This window comes from Dysgonomonas gadei ATCC BAA-286 (genome assembly GCF_000213555.1).
GTDB classification, from domain to species: domain Bacteria; phylum Bacteroidota; class Bacteroidia; order Bacteroidales; family Dysgonomonadaceae; genus Dysgonomonas; species Dysgonomonas gadei.
This window is the reverse complement of record NZ_GL891980.1, coordinates 443,440-459,973: the sequence shown is the minus strand read 5'-3', so window position 1 is coordinate 459,973 and position 16,534 is coordinate 443,440. Positions and strand designations below refer to the sequence as shown.

At 39.7% G+C, this 16,534-nt stretch carries 13 protein-coding genes; 6 read left to right on the top strand and 7 right to left on the bottom strand.

Annotated features, from left to right (window positions below; translation table 11 throughout):
• Position 1 precedes the first annotated feature (1 nt).
• Positions 2–943, top strand: coding sequence for an alpha/beta hydrolase family protein (locus tag HMPREF9455_RS05855; RefSeq protein WP_006798699.1), 942 nt, complete (start codon positions 2–4; stop codon positions 941–943).
• A gap of 30 nt (positions 944–973) precedes the next feature.
• On the opposite strand, the gene HMPREF9455_RS05850 is transcribed toward HMPREF9455_RS05855, so the two are convergent.
• Together HMPREF9455_RS05850 and HMPREF9455_RS05845 are read right to left on the bottom strand one after the other, a co-directional pair.
• Positions 974–1,969: a family 43 glycosylhydrolase gene (locus HMPREF9455_RS05850; protein ID WP_044215615.1), complete on the bottom strand. Its 996-nt coding sequence runs from the start codon at positions 1,967–1,969 to the stop codon at positions 974–976.
• 183 nt (positions 1,970–2,152) lie between these two features.
• The gene (locus tag HMPREF9455_RS05845) at positions 2,153–3,565 is read right to left on the bottom strand and encodes an ATP-dependent DNA helicase (protein ID WP_006798697.1); all 1,413 of its coding nucleotides are present in this window, start codon (positions 3,563–3,565) and stop codon (positions 2,153–2,155) included.
• A 196-nt stretch (positions 3,566–3,761) separates the two neighbouring features.
• On the opposite strand from HMPREF9455_RS05845, the gene HMPREF9455_RS05840 reads away from it, so the two are divergent.
• From HMPREF9455_RS05840 to HMPREF9455_RS05830, 3 genes are all read left to right on the top strand, one after another.
• Complete coding sequence (locus tag HMPREF9455_RS05840; protein WP_006798696.1) at positions 3,762–4,571, top strand: DUF3822 family protein; 810 nt, start codon at positions 3,762–3,764, stop codon at positions 4,569–4,571.
• Positions 4,568–5,113, top strand: a complete 546-nt coding sequence (locus HMPREF9455_RS05835) for an RsmD family RNA methyltransferase (protein WP_006798695.1) — start codon at positions 4,568–4,570, stop codon at positions 5,111–5,113. The genes HMPREF9455_RS05840 and HMPREF9455_RS05835 overlap by 4 nt, the downstream gene beginning before the upstream one ends.
• Positions 5,114–5,556: 443 nt before the next feature.
• The gene (locus HMPREF9455_RS05830) at positions 5,557–6,861 is read left to right on the top strand and encodes an NAD(P)-dependent oxidoreductase (RefSeq protein ID WP_006798694.1); all 1,305 of its coding nucleotides are present in this window, start codon (positions 5,557–5,559) and stop codon (positions 6,859–6,861) included.
• Between the two features lie 5 nt (positions 6,862–6,866).
• Here HMPREF9455_RS05830 and HMPREF9455_RS05825 read toward each other — a convergent pair whose 3' ends face one another.
• The 5 genes from HMPREF9455_RS05825 to HMPREF9455_RS05805 all read right to left on the bottom strand — a co-directional run bounded on the left by HMPREF9455_RS05825 (position 6,867) and on the right by HMPREF9455_RS05805 (position 14,077).
• Positions 6,867–7,691 (bottom strand): hypothetical protein, encoded by an 825-nt coding sequence (locus tag HMPREF9455_RS05825; RefSeq protein WP_006798693.1) that lies wholly within the window; start codon positions 7,689–7,691, stop codon positions 6,867–6,869.
• Between the two features lie 213 nt (positions 7,692–7,904).
• Complete coding sequence (locus HMPREF9455_RS05820) at positions 7,905–9,869, bottom strand: carbohydrate-binding domain-containing protein (RefSeq protein WP_006798692.1); 1,965 nt, start codon at positions 9,867–9,869, stop codon at positions 7,905–7,907.
• Between the two features lie 301 nt (positions 9,870–10,170).
• Entirely contained in the window at positions 10,171–12,174 is a 2,004-nt protein-coding gene (locus HMPREF9455_RS05815; protein ID WP_006798691.1) for an OPT family oligopeptide transporter, read from the bottom strand.
• 530 nt (positions 12,175–12,704) lie between these two features.
• On the bottom strand, positions 12,705–13,160 hold the full coding sequence (locus HMPREF9455_RS05810; protein WP_006798690.1) for a hypothetical protein: 456 nt from the start codon (positions 13,158–13,160) through the stop codon (positions 12,705–12,707).
• A gap of 152 nt (positions 13,161–13,312) precedes the next feature.
• Positions 13,313–14,077 (bottom strand): tRNA threonylcarbamoyladenosine dehydratase, encoded by a 765-nt coding sequence (locus tag HMPREF9455_RS05805; RefSeq protein WP_006798689.1) that lies wholly within the window; start codon positions 14,075–14,077, stop codon positions 13,313–13,315.
• A 136-nt stretch (positions 14,078–14,213) separates the two neighbouring features.
• Here HMPREF9455_RS05805 and purD point away from each other — a divergent pair, with 136 nt between their 5' ends.
• The gene (gene purD, locus HMPREF9455_RS05800) at positions 14,214–15,485 is read left to right on the top strand and encodes a phosphoribosylamine--glycine ligase (protein ID WP_006798688.1); all 1,272 of its coding nucleotides are present in this window, start codon (positions 14,214–14,216) and stop codon (positions 15,483–15,485) included.
• The gene (locus tag HMPREF9455_RS05795; protein WP_006798687.1) at positions 15,486–16,493 is read left to right on the top strand and encodes a hypothetical protein; all 1,008 of its coding nucleotides are present in this window, start codon (positions 15,486–15,488) and stop codon (positions 16,491–16,493) included.
• Positions 16,494–16,534: the final 41 nt, after the last annotated feature.

Here is a 16,534-nt window from a genome sequence, read left to right as displayed (position 1 = left end):
TATGAGAAAGAGTTTTATATCCATTCTGTCGGCCTTATTATTGCTAAGTATCACTATTAGAGCAAATGACCCGTTAAGGAAGGAAACATATACTTATTCCGTAAAAGGGACAGACACCCTTCGTCTCGATAAATATGATTTGCCCGGGTCAGGAAAAGTAAAGCCATGCATCGTTTTTATGTTTGGAGGAGGTTTTGTCGGCGGGGTTCGTGATAATAAGAATTACATTGGGTATTTCAACCATTTGGCGAATAAGGGCTTTACCGTAGTCTCTATTGATTACAGGCTGGGTATGAAGAACCTGAATACCCAAGACCCGATGCGTATCGTAGCCGCTCTTAATAAAAGTATATCTATGGCAGTGGAAGACCTCTTCGATGCCACGGCTTTTGTAGTGGATAATGCCGGAGATTGGAATATTGATAAGGATATGATTGTCGCCAATGGTTCCAGTGCAGGTGCCGTATCTGTTTTACACGGCGAATATGCTATCTGTACCCGGGCAAAAGTAACGGAGAAACTTCCTGTTGGGTTTAATTATGCCGGGATTATCTCTTTTGCCGGCGCAATATTCAGTACAGACGGGGAGTTGCAGTGGCAGACAGCCCCTGCTCCGATGCAGTTATTCCATGGCGATGCCGACAGTAATGTGCCTTATGATAAGATAGAACTCTATAACTACGGCTTTTACGGATCGAAATGTATTGCAGGGCAACTAAATAAGATAACCTCGCCTTATTATTTCTTTGATGTGAAAAATGCAGCGCATGAAATATCAGAGAGTCCGATGACTTCCAACTTACAGGAGATAGACAGCTTCCTTGAAAAATATGTGGCTGGCAGGCAGCCACTGATGATTCATACGGAAGTACAGCAGATCGGTAAACCGGAAATGAAGAAAGACTTTCAGATGACAGACTATATAAAGACCAATTTTAAGTGACAGATCCCTTTTCTAAAGGAACAATCTCTTTTAAAATACAGGCTTGTCGGCAGATAGTGAGGGGCTGCCACCTTCTATATACGGCCATCCGTCTTTATCCCATTTTACCTGGTCCAGCAATAATACACGGCCTTTAGGATTTTCCACATCTACTCCATGATAGAAAATCCAGTCGTTCCCTTTCTTGTCCTGTACTATCTCGGAACAATGGCCATTGCCTACGAACCGGGAATTGGAGCCAATGACAACTGAATATCCGTTGTCCATCATATCTTTTCCCGATTTATCCACATATGGGCCAAATAGAGATTTGGATCGTCCTACAACAAGTTGGTAGGTACTCTTTATTCCTTCGCAACAACTGCCAATGGACGCAAACATATAATAGTACTTTCCTTTCTTGTAAATATATGTTCCTTCGAAAGCAGTTCCCGCTATCCGCTTTTTGGCGGCGTCCGGTTTCAGGCTTAGGCCATCCTTGCTGAGTTCAGTGGCATAAATACCTCTGAAGCTGCCCCAGAAAAGGTATTTCTTGCCTTTGTCTTCTATATAGAACTGGTCGATGGAGTTCTGGACGTCTATATCCTTGCTTTGGAAAAGCTTTCCTTTATCGAGGAACGGCCCTTCCGGTTTATCGGCTACGGCAACACCGATGCCGCATGTCCATTCGCCTCCCCATACCGACATGGAATAGTATAGGACATATTTTCCATTGATGTAGTTGATATCGGGTGCCCATAATCCGCCTTTCGGTTCGAAATTAGGGCGGGTATCGTTTGTAAAGGCAGTGCCGGTGAATGTCCAATCGGTGAGGTTATCAGACTTGTAGATAGGTATATTGCGGGTATTTTCGGTTGCATATAAGTAAAAGCTGCCATCTTTGGTCTTGATGATAGTAGGATCGGGTAAGCTGGTATTGATTACCGGATTCTGATATGTATTGGAGTTCTGAGCTGATGTACTAATACAGATAGATTGTATTAGAAAAAGGATAATGGAAAGTAATAATGGTTCAGTTTTCTTCATAATATACAAATTGGAATTCTTCAAATAGGAACGGATAAATGTTCCGGATGCTTCAAATATAATGCATATATTTTGAAGAACAGAAGCCATTAGTGTACAAATGAATATGGGAGATTAAGATTGACTAGAAATTACCTTTCGCTGGTTGAAATTTACTATAAATGGCAGCTTATACCGTTTATCCTACACAAATTCATCAGGCAGATTAACCAGATATAATTTTGCGCTGGTCCGGGTAATTGCAGTATATAGCCACCGATAAAAGTTTACACCAAGATGCTCTTCCGGGATATAGCCTAAGTCGAGAAATACATTAGACCATTCTCCCCCCTGAGCTTTGTGGCAGGTCACGGCATAGGCAAATTTAACCTGTACCGCATTATAATAGGGATCTGCTTTCAGCTTCTTCATCTTGCCTGCACGGGTAGATATATCGGCATAGTCTTCCATTACATTCACGAATAGTTCTTCGGAGCGTTCGCGTGTAAGTCCTGCCACGTCGGAATGAAGCGTATCCATCAGTATTTTTAGCTCCAGTTCTATGTCATAATCTATGCTCTTTATAAGTACATCCCTGAAACGGAAACCATACAACTCCTGTTCGCCGCGGACACGCAGTACTTCTACTATTTCGCCATTGGCAAGAAAGTCTATGCCTTCGGTATTCTCAGTCCAGAAGTAATTGTTCTTGGTAATCATCAGCATATCGCCGGCAGAGAGTTCTTCTTCCCGGTAAAGTATACGGTTTCTTACGCCTTGATTATAGATGTTGGAACGTTTATTAGACCGGGAGATAATTATCGTATTCTCCAGTCCGTCGCGATCGTAGGCAGCCGATATTTCATCTATAAGATCTTCTCCCGATATGCGGACAATGTCTGCGAACTTTTTTAGCTTTAGTTTAGGATAAGCTTCTGTTTTCCCCTTGTTAAGCGCATTCCGGATGCTGGTAGCATTATATAATATACCGGAACTTTCGGCCTGACGGACGATTTGTGATAACATAGCTTCCCGCACTTCCAGTCCATATCCGGTAAGTACATCGGTTTGTAATGCCGGGCTGTCATCTTCGCCTACAGGCGGTAGCTGGGCAGAGTCGCCGATCAATAATAACCGGCAGTTTTCTCCCGAATAAACGTAATGAATAAGGTCATCCAGCAATCGTCCCGTACCGAAAACGGATGAATCGAGCCCATTGTTGCTAATCATAGAAGCTTCATCAACGATGAACAAAGTATCTTTATGCAGATTGTCCATTATTCCGAAACTACCGAGCTCGCCGGAATACTTTTGCTGGCGGTATATTTTCTTATGAATAGTGAACGCAGGGTGGCTGGAGTATGAGGAGAAAACTTTGGCGGCACGTCCCGTAGGAGCAAGTAAGACAGTTTTTTGCTTAAATTCGGTCATTGTTTTTACTAATGCCCCTAAAAGGGAGGATTTGCCCGTACCTGCATAACCTCTCAATAAGAATAAAGATTCCTCTTTCTGTAAAAAAAGAAAATCCACGATCTTTTCCAAAGCATTATCTTGTTCGGAAGTAGGTTCGAATGGGAAATTCTGCTTTATCTTATCCAGAAAGAATTTATTGATCATAATGGAGGGTTAAGTGAATTGAAGGTCAAAAATAGTGGATAAAAATATCTTTTTCTAACTTTGTACGTATTAAATCAGGAAAATGTATCAATCTTTATAAAAAGATTTATCTATATATTGTAAACAGGGAAATAAGTATTGGATAGCATGTATGATTGAATATTATTCTGTTTACTTTGCAATATAAAATTTAAATATGTTCTTACCCGAAAATATAGATCTTGGACAGTCAGAAAAATACGTTTTATCTATTCGTATAAAAACGGATGAATTTATGTTTTCTATTTCCGATACGGATAATAGGAAAGGATATTGTCTGCGTGAAACTACATTTTCGGCAAATGATAAACTGTTAAGTAATATTCAGCGGATTATTTTCGATCTGAATTTTCTTACCCAGGAGTTTAAACAGACAAATGTTATTATTGTTTCTCCTGACTATGAGCTGGTTCCTGCATCTTATTTCAATATAAAGGAGAAGGAGCAATTATATAATTTTACACATAATCAGGAAGCCGGACAGTTAATGTCAGGATTGATTGATAAACAGGATATAATAAGCTTGTTTAACGTAGAGAAAGATATTTTTGAGTTTCTTTCGCGTAATTTATGGAATCCTCACTTTTTTCATCATTCCAATCTACTTATTAATCTATTAGAGGACAAGAGAGGGGTGATAAACTCAAGGTCGAAGATGTATTTGAACTTTCATGGTAGCTTTATGGATGTTATTTGTTTTTCAGGATCAAAGCTTGTTCATTGTTTGACTTATGAAAACGAACCGGCAGCCAATCAAGTTTATTATATTCTTAAATTATGGGAAAATTGTGGTTTTAATCAATTGGAAGATTATATATATATAAGCGGAAAACCTGACGAACTGGTTGTTATCCGATTGCAGGAGTATATTAAGAATATAGAAAGGATAAATGCTCCAAGCGAAGTATATTTATGGAATGAGGATGCTCAAAAAGCTCCACTCGATTTATTGGCATTAGTATTATGAGAATTATCAGCGGAAAATATAAGGGGCGCAGATTCGATCCGCCTAAAAGTTTTAAAGCACGGCCAACTACCGATTTTGCAAAAGAGAATCTTTTCAATGTGCTGAATAACACGATAGATTGGGAAGATACCATTGCTCTCGATTTATTCGGAGGGACAGGGGGGATAAGTCTCGAACTGGTATCGAGAGGATGCCCGCAGGTCACATGCGTTGAGAAAAACTTCAATCATGCATCATTTATTGAAAAAACGAAAGAGGAATTGAAAATAAAATCAGAATTATTATTGCTTAAAATGGATGTTTTCAGTTACTTGGAAAGATGCAGGGAGCAATTCGATCTTATTTTTGCAGACCCTCCTTATGATATGAAAAACTTTTTGGATGTTCCGCGTATTTTATTTGAAAAGGATTTAATAAAGCCGGGAGGCATATTTATACTGGAGCATCCGAAAGACCATGATTTTTCCGGGTTCCCTTTGTTTGAAGATAAAAGAGTATATGGAAGCGTGAATTTCAGTATTTTCAGAAAGGCACTTCTATAAAATAAGAAAAGGTTGTCATCCCGACAACCAATCTTCATTGTTAACCTTAAATCTAATACCATGAAAAACACAGTACAAAGATAATTGATTTTTATGTTATAAAACATGTATTGGTGTTTTTCTTTTATTTATTAACTTTATTTAACTTGTTTCTGACGTGACCTTTGATTGAACTGTTCGGTTTTAAGCCTTCAAATCATTATTTTATAAACTTTACACTCTGATTTATTATTTTCTTCTCAAAGGATTATCTATATAGAAAGAATCAAGGGATGGCTGAATCCGGATTTTATTTTTAATTAGTAAAATTCTATTTCTGTAACTCTCCTTTATTTTCACTATTTTTTCAAAAAAGTCTGTTTTGTAATCTTAATATAGCATAAATATGCATATATTTGCAATCTTAAGATTGCAAAATTAGATAAATAAATACCCTGATAAAAATGAGAAGTAATAAATTTGCTGAAATAAATGTAAGTTACACCACTAAAGAAGCTATTGATGAGGCCAAGCGATGCCTTAACTGTAAAAACCCGCTATGTATACAAGGTTGCCCTATAGAGCATAATATCCCGGGCTTTGTGAATCAGCTGTCAATGGGAAATATTGGTGCGGCAATGCAAATAATAAATGAGAAGAGCAACCTTCCGGCTATATGTGGAAGAGTATGTCCTCATGAGAAACAATGCGAAGGTCATTGCATCCTTAATAAAAAAGACAATCCGGTAAGGGTAGGCAGATTGGAACGCTTTATCGCGGACTTCGACAGTGATATGAACCTCATAAAAGAGCGCTTGAAAGCAAAGACAAGAGGGAAAGTGGCAGTGATAGGTTCCGGACCGGCAGGACTGACTGTTGCCGGAGACCTGGCCCGGGAAGGATTTAATGTAGTTGTATTTGAAGGGCAAAAAGAACCCGGAGGAGTATTGATGTATGGCATACCGGAGTATCGGCTCCCTAAAGATATTGTCCGCAGGGAGATAAATAAAATAGAAGCCTTAGGGGTCACCTTTATCAATGACTTTCTGGTTGGTGAAAAGATGACCGTAGATGAGATGTTATCTCATGAATTCGATGCTGTATTTATAGGCTCAGGAACCTCCGTCCCAAACAGATTAGATATTCCAGGCATCAATCTATATAAGGTGTTACAATCATCTTATTTTCTACGGATGGTCAACCTCTATAACAACGGAGACATAAGTCGGAATGCCGTGCCATTGGTAGAAGGCGAAAATGTGGCAATTATCGGTGCCGGAAATGTAGCGATGGATGCTGCCCGCACAGCCTTGAGGATGGGGGCGAATTCGGTAAACATCATTTATCGCAAGACAGAAGATGAATTGCCTGCGCTAAAGACCGAATATAACGAAGCGGTGGAGGAAGGAGTGAATTTCCTTTGGGAGAGCAGAACTGTAGAATGTATTGGTGAGAACAATACATTGAAAGCTATCCGTGTTGAAACTCCAGAAGGGGAAAAGATAATGCCGATGGAACGTGTTTTCATTGCTATAGGCTCAAAGCCCGCCAACCGTATAGTTTCTACATCCCTGGGTATTGAAGTGAATGATAGCGGCTATGTAATAACTAAAGAACATCCTTATGGTATGACTACCCGCAAAGGAGTTTTCGCCGGAGGAGATGTGGTGCATACACCACAAACTGTTGTTTTGGCGATGCGCGAAGCTAAGCAAGTGGCACGGGGAATAGCCCGGTACATTGATGCTGTTAAGCTGTTGGAAGGATGATTTTCTTAATATCTGGTATTTGCGTCAACAGCAACTTCAATTGCTACAGCTCCAACAACGAGTGTTGTGCCCAACAGTATCTCCCAGAAAGTATTGTTAGCGGGTTTTTCTATATAAAAGAAATCTCCTCTCTCTGCCATATCTCCCGGAAGGTTGGATGGTTTTATGGACTGGGTTTTAATTAAATTCGACATATAGAAGCTTTGGTGAAATGTCATGTGCTGTTTTGGCTGAGCATAAACAGTCAGATAGCTTTCGAAATGTAATGGGCTGTCAGATTCGGAGTAATCTATTCTTTTTACTTTTATTGCATTACTGTTTTTATCTCCCAGATAAGAATTTCGAAATAGCTTCTTATCCAATTTTTCAAAATTCATATTCAACCTTAAGGGAATATAGCTAATCATTGTCTTGGGTGGTATGAAGCTGATATTTTGAGGCGATTCTATATCTCCGGCAAAACTTCCGTCAGCAAAACTGTATGTTTTATCTGGCGAAAGGTTATAATTATCCACAAATACTTGAGCGCTTCCAGAGAAATTAAGTCTGTCTTTCGCATAAGAATATGCTGTACCATCCAGTATAAGTGCAGAGCGTTGCCAATCTACATATAGTGGAACAGACAATTTATTGAAAACCGTAATCTGTATGGGAGCACTTTCTCCTTTGAAGCAATAGGCGATCCATAAACTATCGGTTTCAAGAAGGAAATCTCCATTGTCTACTTTCTCTACATATTCGTTATTCGTATTCAATGTAGAAAAGAAGTAAGTAGAACTGCAGGATGTGGCAGTCAATAAAATAAAGATAAAACAAATAGCTTGTTTCATACAGCTAAATTTTATAAACGGTTTATTCTTATACAAGTATATTATTAAATCCTGATATATACAAATTATCATTTTAGATTAAACTCAATAATAATTCTCCCCGGAAATCAGTCTATAGTCCTGTTTTTATATATAGATAAAGTTATCTGAAAAAGATAAAGAGCCATTCCATCCCGGAATAGCTCTCTACAATTAACCTAAAAAACGTATTAATCAGGGCCGTCCTCCCGGCCCTCCTGAAGATGTTCCGATAGTTGTCAGCATAGAACTTGTTGTAAAAGTCGTAGCTGCCGTACCTTTTGTATATGTCGTTCCTGAATACAGTCCGTGGAAATCGCTTCCGCCCGAAACACTTCCGCCTGTATATATAGTGTAACTCGTATTTGCTGCCAGATCGGGACTGCTGAACAATAGCGTCAGCGGTGAATATGTACGTGGTATTTTATAAGTTAGTACACTCTTCCCATCCGCAGATTCTATATGTATAATCTGGTTGGCTGTGCCCGTAGTTCCATAAACAACCGACCGTTGGGTACTGACACTCGTTGTTGGGTTGCTGGTTGCTCCGCCGGTGCCTACAAGTATTCCGCCTGTAATCTTGAACGTGTTGTTATCGCAGTCGAAACCCTCTTCAGGAGATTTTGTACCCGACGAAACAACAACCCCGCCTGTAACCGTCAATGTGCCGTTAGAGTCGATTCCGTCATTACTTTCACTATAGCAGTATATATTTCCACCATTGATCCCTATGTGATTGGATGCATTGATACAGTCATCATATGCCTCTATCTCTATTGTGCCGTCATTGATGGTCAGGGTCTTTTTACTTTCCAGTCCTTCAGCTTCCACGCCGGAGGTCTTGATCGTGATATTTCCGCTATTGACAGTCAGGTTTCCATCACTTTTTATAGCTTTGGCGGCAGTATCATCCGAACCGTATTTAAACTGCCCCCCTGTTGTTGTGACTTTTATAGTTCCTCCATTAATGACAAGTTCACCATCTACACTGATGCCTTTTCCTCCTGCGCCGGAACTTTCTATAGTGATTGTTCCTTTATCAATGGTCAGATTGCCGTCACATTTTATACCTGCTGCAGATGATATATCTTTATCATCTGTATCATAAAAAGCATCTCCGGTTGTAACCAATGTAATATTACCTCCGCTTATATTCATATCACTCCCTGTCTTGAAGGCTTTGGCGGCAATCCCTTTAGTGGTTACGTTGATTGTTCCGGCAGTAACGGACAAAGAACCTAAGTCGCTTTTTATACCCTGAGCCTTTTGGCCTGTGGTAGTAATATTTATGGTGGCATCACCTACAGTTATATATGGATCGATAGTTGTATCGGTGTCTTCATATGAAGCTACTATACCATCATCACTACTGTTTATTGTTATATTTCCGGCATCTATCCGGATATATCCCTTATCGCAATCTATGCCATCGCTCGAAGCTTTAATATTCAGGGTTCCACCATCCATACGGAAATAATCTTTGGCGTGGATACCATCGCTGACGGCTGTGGCTACTGTGATATTTCCCGTTTTCACTCTTATATAATCATCACTGCAAATAGCATGTTTATATCTTCCATACACAAGCAGGCTTCCTTCTCCTTCGAAGTTCAACTGCCCTTCACTAAAGAATGCAGCTTTCATATCTTCATCAGCATATGCCGTATAGGTATTACTGTCGATAAGTCTGCTGTTTGTTCCGTTTACGAGAGTTACAGTTACTTTTTTCCCGGATTGAACATTGAGGGCAGGGCCATCGCTACTGGTAATATCCACCCCGTTCATCATAAGTCCGAATTTATAATCGCTGTAAATCTTAAATGAACCGTTTTGTATGCTTCCTGACAAGACATAATTAATTTCTGTCACCAGATTTGTAGAGGTAACAACTACATTGCCATCACTTTGGGTAATATTCACTCCGTCATTTTCATACGGGTTCGTAATTATTGCTGCATTATCAGAAAAGGTAATGGTAACTGCATTTGAAAACACAGAGTCCCGGGAGTTGGTCTCAAAATCGTCATCAATAACAACTTCAGTATCATCGTCAACTCCATCTTCATCAGTAATAATGTCGTCTGTACTATCACTACAGGATGAAACGATAAATAGACATATACTACAGAATAAACTAAAAACGAATTTATGGATTCTCATACTTTAATAAGTTTTTGTGAATTTGAGCTTTCAATATTACTACCATTCAAAGAATACGACAAGAATGTTCGACAAATGGGATAGTTTTATCGACGAATAGTTTAGTTTGTCTGATATTTTTTACCAAAATTCATTTAATTGCAATCAGAAACAAATAAATTTTTCCAGAAAGTCAAAAAACCTTTATAAGGTAATCTATAACATAGATAAAGTTTCCAGAAAAAAATACGGACTTTTTTTAACAAAAGAAAGGATGGAACAATCGCCCCATCCTTTTCCTTATATTTAAGAATACAGAGTATTACAACATTTCTTTCTTTGCTTTCAACGAAGAATAACCCAGATAACCAATTATGACCAGATACATAGCCAGAGCCAGTAATTCGGAACCACTGTTAGCCAACCATTCTTCATTCACAAGGTTTATACCTCCAAAACGCATAGCAGCGCTAACTACACCCATCAATGCACCTCCCGCTATAAATCCGGAGGCTAATAATGTACCTTTCTCCAGCCGTGCGGCATTCAGGGCTTCATCCTTACTGCGACTGCCAACGTACCAACTAACAGCACCACCAATTAACAAAGGTGCGTTCAGTTCCATCGGAATAAACATCCCTAAAGCAAATGCCAGTGCAGGCACGCGTAATAAAGTGAGTAAAATAGCTATCAGAGCTCCTACTGCATATAATACCCACGGGGCCCCGGCTCCCATCATCAATGGCTCTATAACCGCTGCCATGGCGTTGGCCTGTGGTGCTACCAGAGCATTGGCTCCTGTAAATCCGTATGTTTTATTCAATATCAGTATTACACCGCCTACTGTTGCTGCGGAAACCAGTGTACCTAAAAACTTCCATGACTGTTGTTTCGCGGGTGTTGATCCCAGCCAGTAACCTATTTTAAGGTCGGTAATGAAACCTCCCGCCATCGACAACGCCGTACAAACCACACCCCCTATAATAAGGGCGGCAACCATACCCGATGTCCCTTTCAATCCTACGGCTACCATAACCACTGAGGCTAAGATCAGAGTCATCAGAGTCATGCCCGAAACCGGATTTGTACCTACAATCGCAATTGCATTAGCAGCAACCGTAGTAAACAAAAAAGCTATAATGGCCACAACAAGAATACCCACTATTGCATACAATAAGTTATGTATCACTCCGAAGTAGAAGAACAGGAATGTCACAATCAGTGCAACAATGATACCGATAGAGATAATCTTCATCGGCAGGTCGCGTTGTGTGCGTTTGTCTATCTGTTTAGTCTCGGATGCTCCTCCTTTAAGTTCTTTTGAAGCGAGACCGACTGCGCTTTTTATAATTCCCCACGATTTTATAATACCGATAACTCCGGCCATTGCAATACCTCCGATACCGATATGGCGGGCAAAAGTAGTGAATATTGCTTCCGGCGTCATACTAGAAATGACTCCTGCAAAAGTAGGATTTAAAGTTGCCAGCATAGTATCTCCCAGAAAAGGAAGAAGCGGAACGATAACGAACCATACCAATGCGGAACCGGCACAGATTATCGCAGCATATTTTAATCCTATTATATAACCCAGCCCTAGAACGGCCGCACCTATATTTACTTTGAAGACCACTTTGGCTTTATCTGCAATTTCTTCACCAAAAGGCAAAACGCGCGTAGTGAATGTTTCTGACCATGCGCCGAATGTGGCAATAACAAAATCGTAAACACCACCGATGATTCCGGCGAATATAAGCGGCTTAGCCTGACTCCCGCCTTTTTCACCCGATACAAGCACCTGTGTAGTTGCTGTAGCTTCGGGGAAAGGATATTTTCCATGCATATCGGATACAAAATATTTACGGAACGGGATAAGGAAGAGAATACCCAATATACCACCCAGCAAGGAACTTAAGAATACCTGAAAAAAGTCAACACTAATTTCGGGATATTTGGATTGCAGGATGTATAAAGCCGGAAGCGTAAATATCGCACCTGCCACAATAACCCCGCTGCTGGCTCCAATGGATTGGATAATTATATTTTCACCCAGAGCATTCTTTCTCTTGGTAGCTGTCGATAACCCCACAGCAATAATGGCTATCGGGATGGCTGCTTCAAAGACCTGCCCCACCTTCAGACCGAGGTAAGCTGCGGCGGCACTAAAGAGTACAGCCATTACCAGCCCCCACAGTACCGACCATGGAGTTACTTCTTTATACTGTTTGTCGGGAGACATTACCGGCTTGTATTCTTCACCGGACTTCAGTTCACGGAAGGCATTTTCAGGTAGCCCGGTCACCTTCTCTTCATGTTCTGTTTTCACGCGTTAGCTGTTTTATCGGTTACAAAAGATTCAAGACAGAGCGTCTTAAATTTTGGACAATACAAAACTACATTTTTTTCCCGGAAAGAAAAAAGCGGGAGCGGATATCTTTCAGTAAACAACTAGCAATAAACAACCCGTAACTGTTAAAAAGGAACAAAGGTAACAGATATATCAGTTAACAGTCATCAGTCATCAGTTAGCAGTTAACATCTTGTATCTTATTTACTCATATCTTGTCTACTTGTAACTTTTTAAAAAGGTAACACATGTAACATTTTTTTAGCCTTTGTGTCCTTTGTGATTTCCTTCGTGTACTTGGTGGTTAAAACTCTTTACCACAAGGGACACAAAGAGGTTACACAAAGGGTACTGTATAAAAGGTAACAAAGGTTACACTTTTTCTAATTATTACTTTTTCCCTCATTGTAAGTCCCCCTTGGGGGATTTAGGGGGCCATCAATCTTTCAAAGAACTATCAGCTGATAGCTAAAGGCTAAAAGCTATATACATAGATAAAGTTTTTTCAGTTAATCGTTCTGATACGGGATATTTTTGTATTCGCATATTTCCACTATTTTAGCTTTAGTGGCCAGTACATCCTCATATCGGAGGGTTACAAGGTCGAGCCGTCTTTGTTTTTTCTCCCCGTTTATCAGGAAAACGATATAGCTTATACCGATATTTACACGGCTTACACTGGTCCAGTCAATTGTCACTTTACTTTGTTTGGGTAAAGCGGATGTAACCGAACCGGTATCAATCTTTAGAATTGAACCCTGTAGCCATAGGGTATTACTTAAAATCAATATAGCCGCAAGAATAAACCCGATAATAGCGCAGAAGAAAAAAAATCCGAACCTGCTGGCAATTCCTTCCGTAACTGTAAAATACAGCGTAAAGGCAGCCAGATATATACCTGTAACTATATTCGCGACCTTTCTGGTTGACGATATTCCTTCGTAGTTAATATTCAGCTCGTTCATAATCTCTATGTTGTTTAATTTGTTAATACAAAAGTGCAAAATAAAACTGAAGACAGCTTTAGAGTCTGTTTAAATTTTATAGTAAAAAAAGTTACTAAGGTTTATTTATCAGAACTTATTATAATATTTTCCGCTAAAATTAAAACAGGCACTTAATCTTTGCAAATATCTTTTATTATCAATCCGGCCAGCGTAAACCCGAATATAGCTGTTATATGTACCAATGTACCATTTGTTTGCGCTTTCACACTAGGGTTATCCTGTTTAAGTAACTGAGAACTTTTCGATTCATCGTTTTCATATTTCAGCCCCTTGTTATCGAGGACTTCATCGCTGTAAACACACATCACTTTTTTAGAAGGCTTTCCTCCTTGTTTCATCTTCCGGCGGATGGCGGCAGCCAATGGGCAGCCCTTTACTTTCCAGAATTCAGCGGTTTTTATGCGGGAAGGGTCCATTTTCAAAGCCGCTCCCATCGACGAAAAGACTTTAGCTTTGGTACGGGTGGCGGTCAGTATTAAGTTCACTTTGTGTTTGAGGCTGTCTATGGCGTCGATAATGTAATCATAGCTTTCAAGGTCGAAAGATGCCGAAGTTTCTTCGCTGTATACTCCCGCGATTGTTGTAATTTCAGCATCCGGATTTATATCTAGCAGGCGGGCTTTCAGTACATCTACTTTTCTTAGCCCTACGGTTTTGGTTGTGGCCATTAGCTGGCGGTTGATATTCGTTTCACAAACAAAATCCGAATCCACTATTGTAAGGTGCTTTACACCGGTGCGAACAAGACTCTCCGCACACCAGCTACCGACTCCGCCTATTCCGAATAATATAATCCGGGTATCGGCAATTCGGTTCATTAATGTGTTCCCGAGCAGCAATTCAGCTCTTTTAAATATTCCTTTTTCCTCTTGCATATATCTAAGTTACTTGTTTTTTCTTAATTTTTCGGCGGGCAAATTTACAATAATTATTTCTGATTATTCTGTTAAGAAAATAATCATGTATCTTTGCAATCCAAAGTTTTGAGATACCACTTTATTAATAACAACTATGAACATTTTATTGTTAGGGAGCGGAGGACGCGAAAATGCACTTGCATGGAAAATAGTACAAAGTACAAAAGTCGACAATCTGTATGTAGCGCCCGGTAACGCAGGCACACATCTGATTGCAAAAAATGTGGAAATGTCTATTACCGATTTTCCTGCAATAAAACAGTTTGTGTTGGAAAATAATATCGATATGGTTGTGGTAGGACCGGAAGAACCGTTGGTACGCGGTATTTATGATTATTTTGTAAGCGATGCCGAAATTAATCATATCCCGGTGATCGGACCTTCGGAAGAAGGCGCTAAACTGGAAGGCAGCAAGGATTTCGGAAAGCAGTTTATGATGCGGCATAATATCCCTACCGCCCGCTACCGGAGTTTTACATTGGAGCAGCTTGAGGATGCTTATTCTTTTCTGGAAGAACTGGAAGCTCCTTATGTACTGAAAGCTGACGGGCTGGCAGCCGGAAAAGGTGTACTTATTCTCAATGATCTGAACGAAGCCAAAAGGGAGCTTAAAGAGATGCTTGGAGGTATGTTCGGTGAGGCCAGTAAAACGGTTGTCATTGAAGAATTCCTCTCGGGTATAGAGTGTTCGGTTTTTGTTCTTACAGATGGTGATTCATACAAAATACTTCCTGTAGCCAAAGATTATAAACGTATAGGCGAGGGCGATACAGGATTGAATACAGGCGGTATGGGTGCAGTTTCTCCTGTTTCTTTTGCCGATGATGTGTTTATGAAGAAGGTGGAGGAACGCATTGTCATCCCTACAGTTGAGGGATTGAAGAAAGATAATATTGTCTACAAAGGCTTTATTTTCCTTGGATTGATAGAAGTAAAGGGCGAGCCGGTGGTAATAGAATACAATGTACGGATGGGAGATCCTGAAACTGAAGCGGTGATGTTACGCATCAAATCGGATTTTGTATCATTATTGGAAGGTGTGGCTAAAAACACTCTCGGAGAAAAAAAAATGGAGATAGACAATCGTTATGCTGTCACAGTCATGCTTGTTTCCGGAGGTTATCCCGGGGATTATGAAAAGAACAAGGAAATGACAGGGTTAGACTCTGTTTCGGATAGTATTCTCTTTCATGCAGGGACAAAATCAACAGGGGATAAAGTGCTGACCAGTGGCGGACGCGTTATTGCCATCAGTTCGTATGGGGACACGAAAGACGAGGCATTGGCTAAGTCATACAAGAATGCGGAAAAAGTAATTTTCGACAAGAAATATTATAGAAAAGATATCGGTTTTGACCTGAAATAAATGGCAGCAGTACCCAAATCATATAAGAAAAATGTTGCAGATGGGAATGGAATGCTTGTTTTTTCCATTGTGTTTGCTATTATCATTCGTCTTGTCTATTTTCTATATTTTGATTTTGAACACAGTAGCCCGGCAAACGGTTATCTGTGGAGACCTTTATCAACTATTTTTACTAACCATCTGGTTTCCTTGATATGCAGCAGCCTGTTTATTGCAGGCATGGCTACTCTGGCTACACATATAAATACAACACATGTATTTATCCGTAGGAAAACCGTATTATTGCCGGCCGTTGTTATATTATTATTCAGTTGCCATCCCCGGTTTATGCTAATGTCTGCCGAGTGTATAAGCGCGATGCTTTTTCTTGTTATAATATATATGTTATTTGGGGCATATAACAGTACAAGCAAGCAGATATACGCTTTTAAAGTAAGTTTTATCCTGGCTCTGGGTAGCCTGTTTACACCTGCACTACTGATATACTTACCTGTACTGTGGATTGTTTTGGGTATGATGCGATGCTTTAATTTCAAATCACTCTTGGCATCCTTTTTGGGTGTATCTATATTATACTTTCCGGCATTTTCCTATTATTTTCTGACCGACAGCCTGGATACATTCCTTATCCCTTTCGTATCTGTGAATGTGCAGCAACTGGCAGATTTCTCATTCTATCAATTAAATGCAGGAAACTGGATCATTCTTGGATTTTCACTCATTCTATTAGCTGTGATTGTGAGCGATAATTATATCAATCGCCATAAGGATAAGATAAAAACACGGGCTTATCTGAGACTGCTCACTTTTACAGTGGTTTTCTGTATATTGGCCTACCTCTTTTTAAGCATTGACTTTATTGTATATTTATTTATAGCTTTGGTTGCCGGCGCCTTTTTATTATCGCATTTTTTTGCTTTGGCCGAAAAAAGAGGGAGTGTTATTCTCTTTTATGTTTCGATGCTTTTTTATATTCTTGTCTGTTTTTTACCTTTTTTATCCTTATAAATAAAACATTTGTAACATTTTACACGTTTCTATTTAGTGAA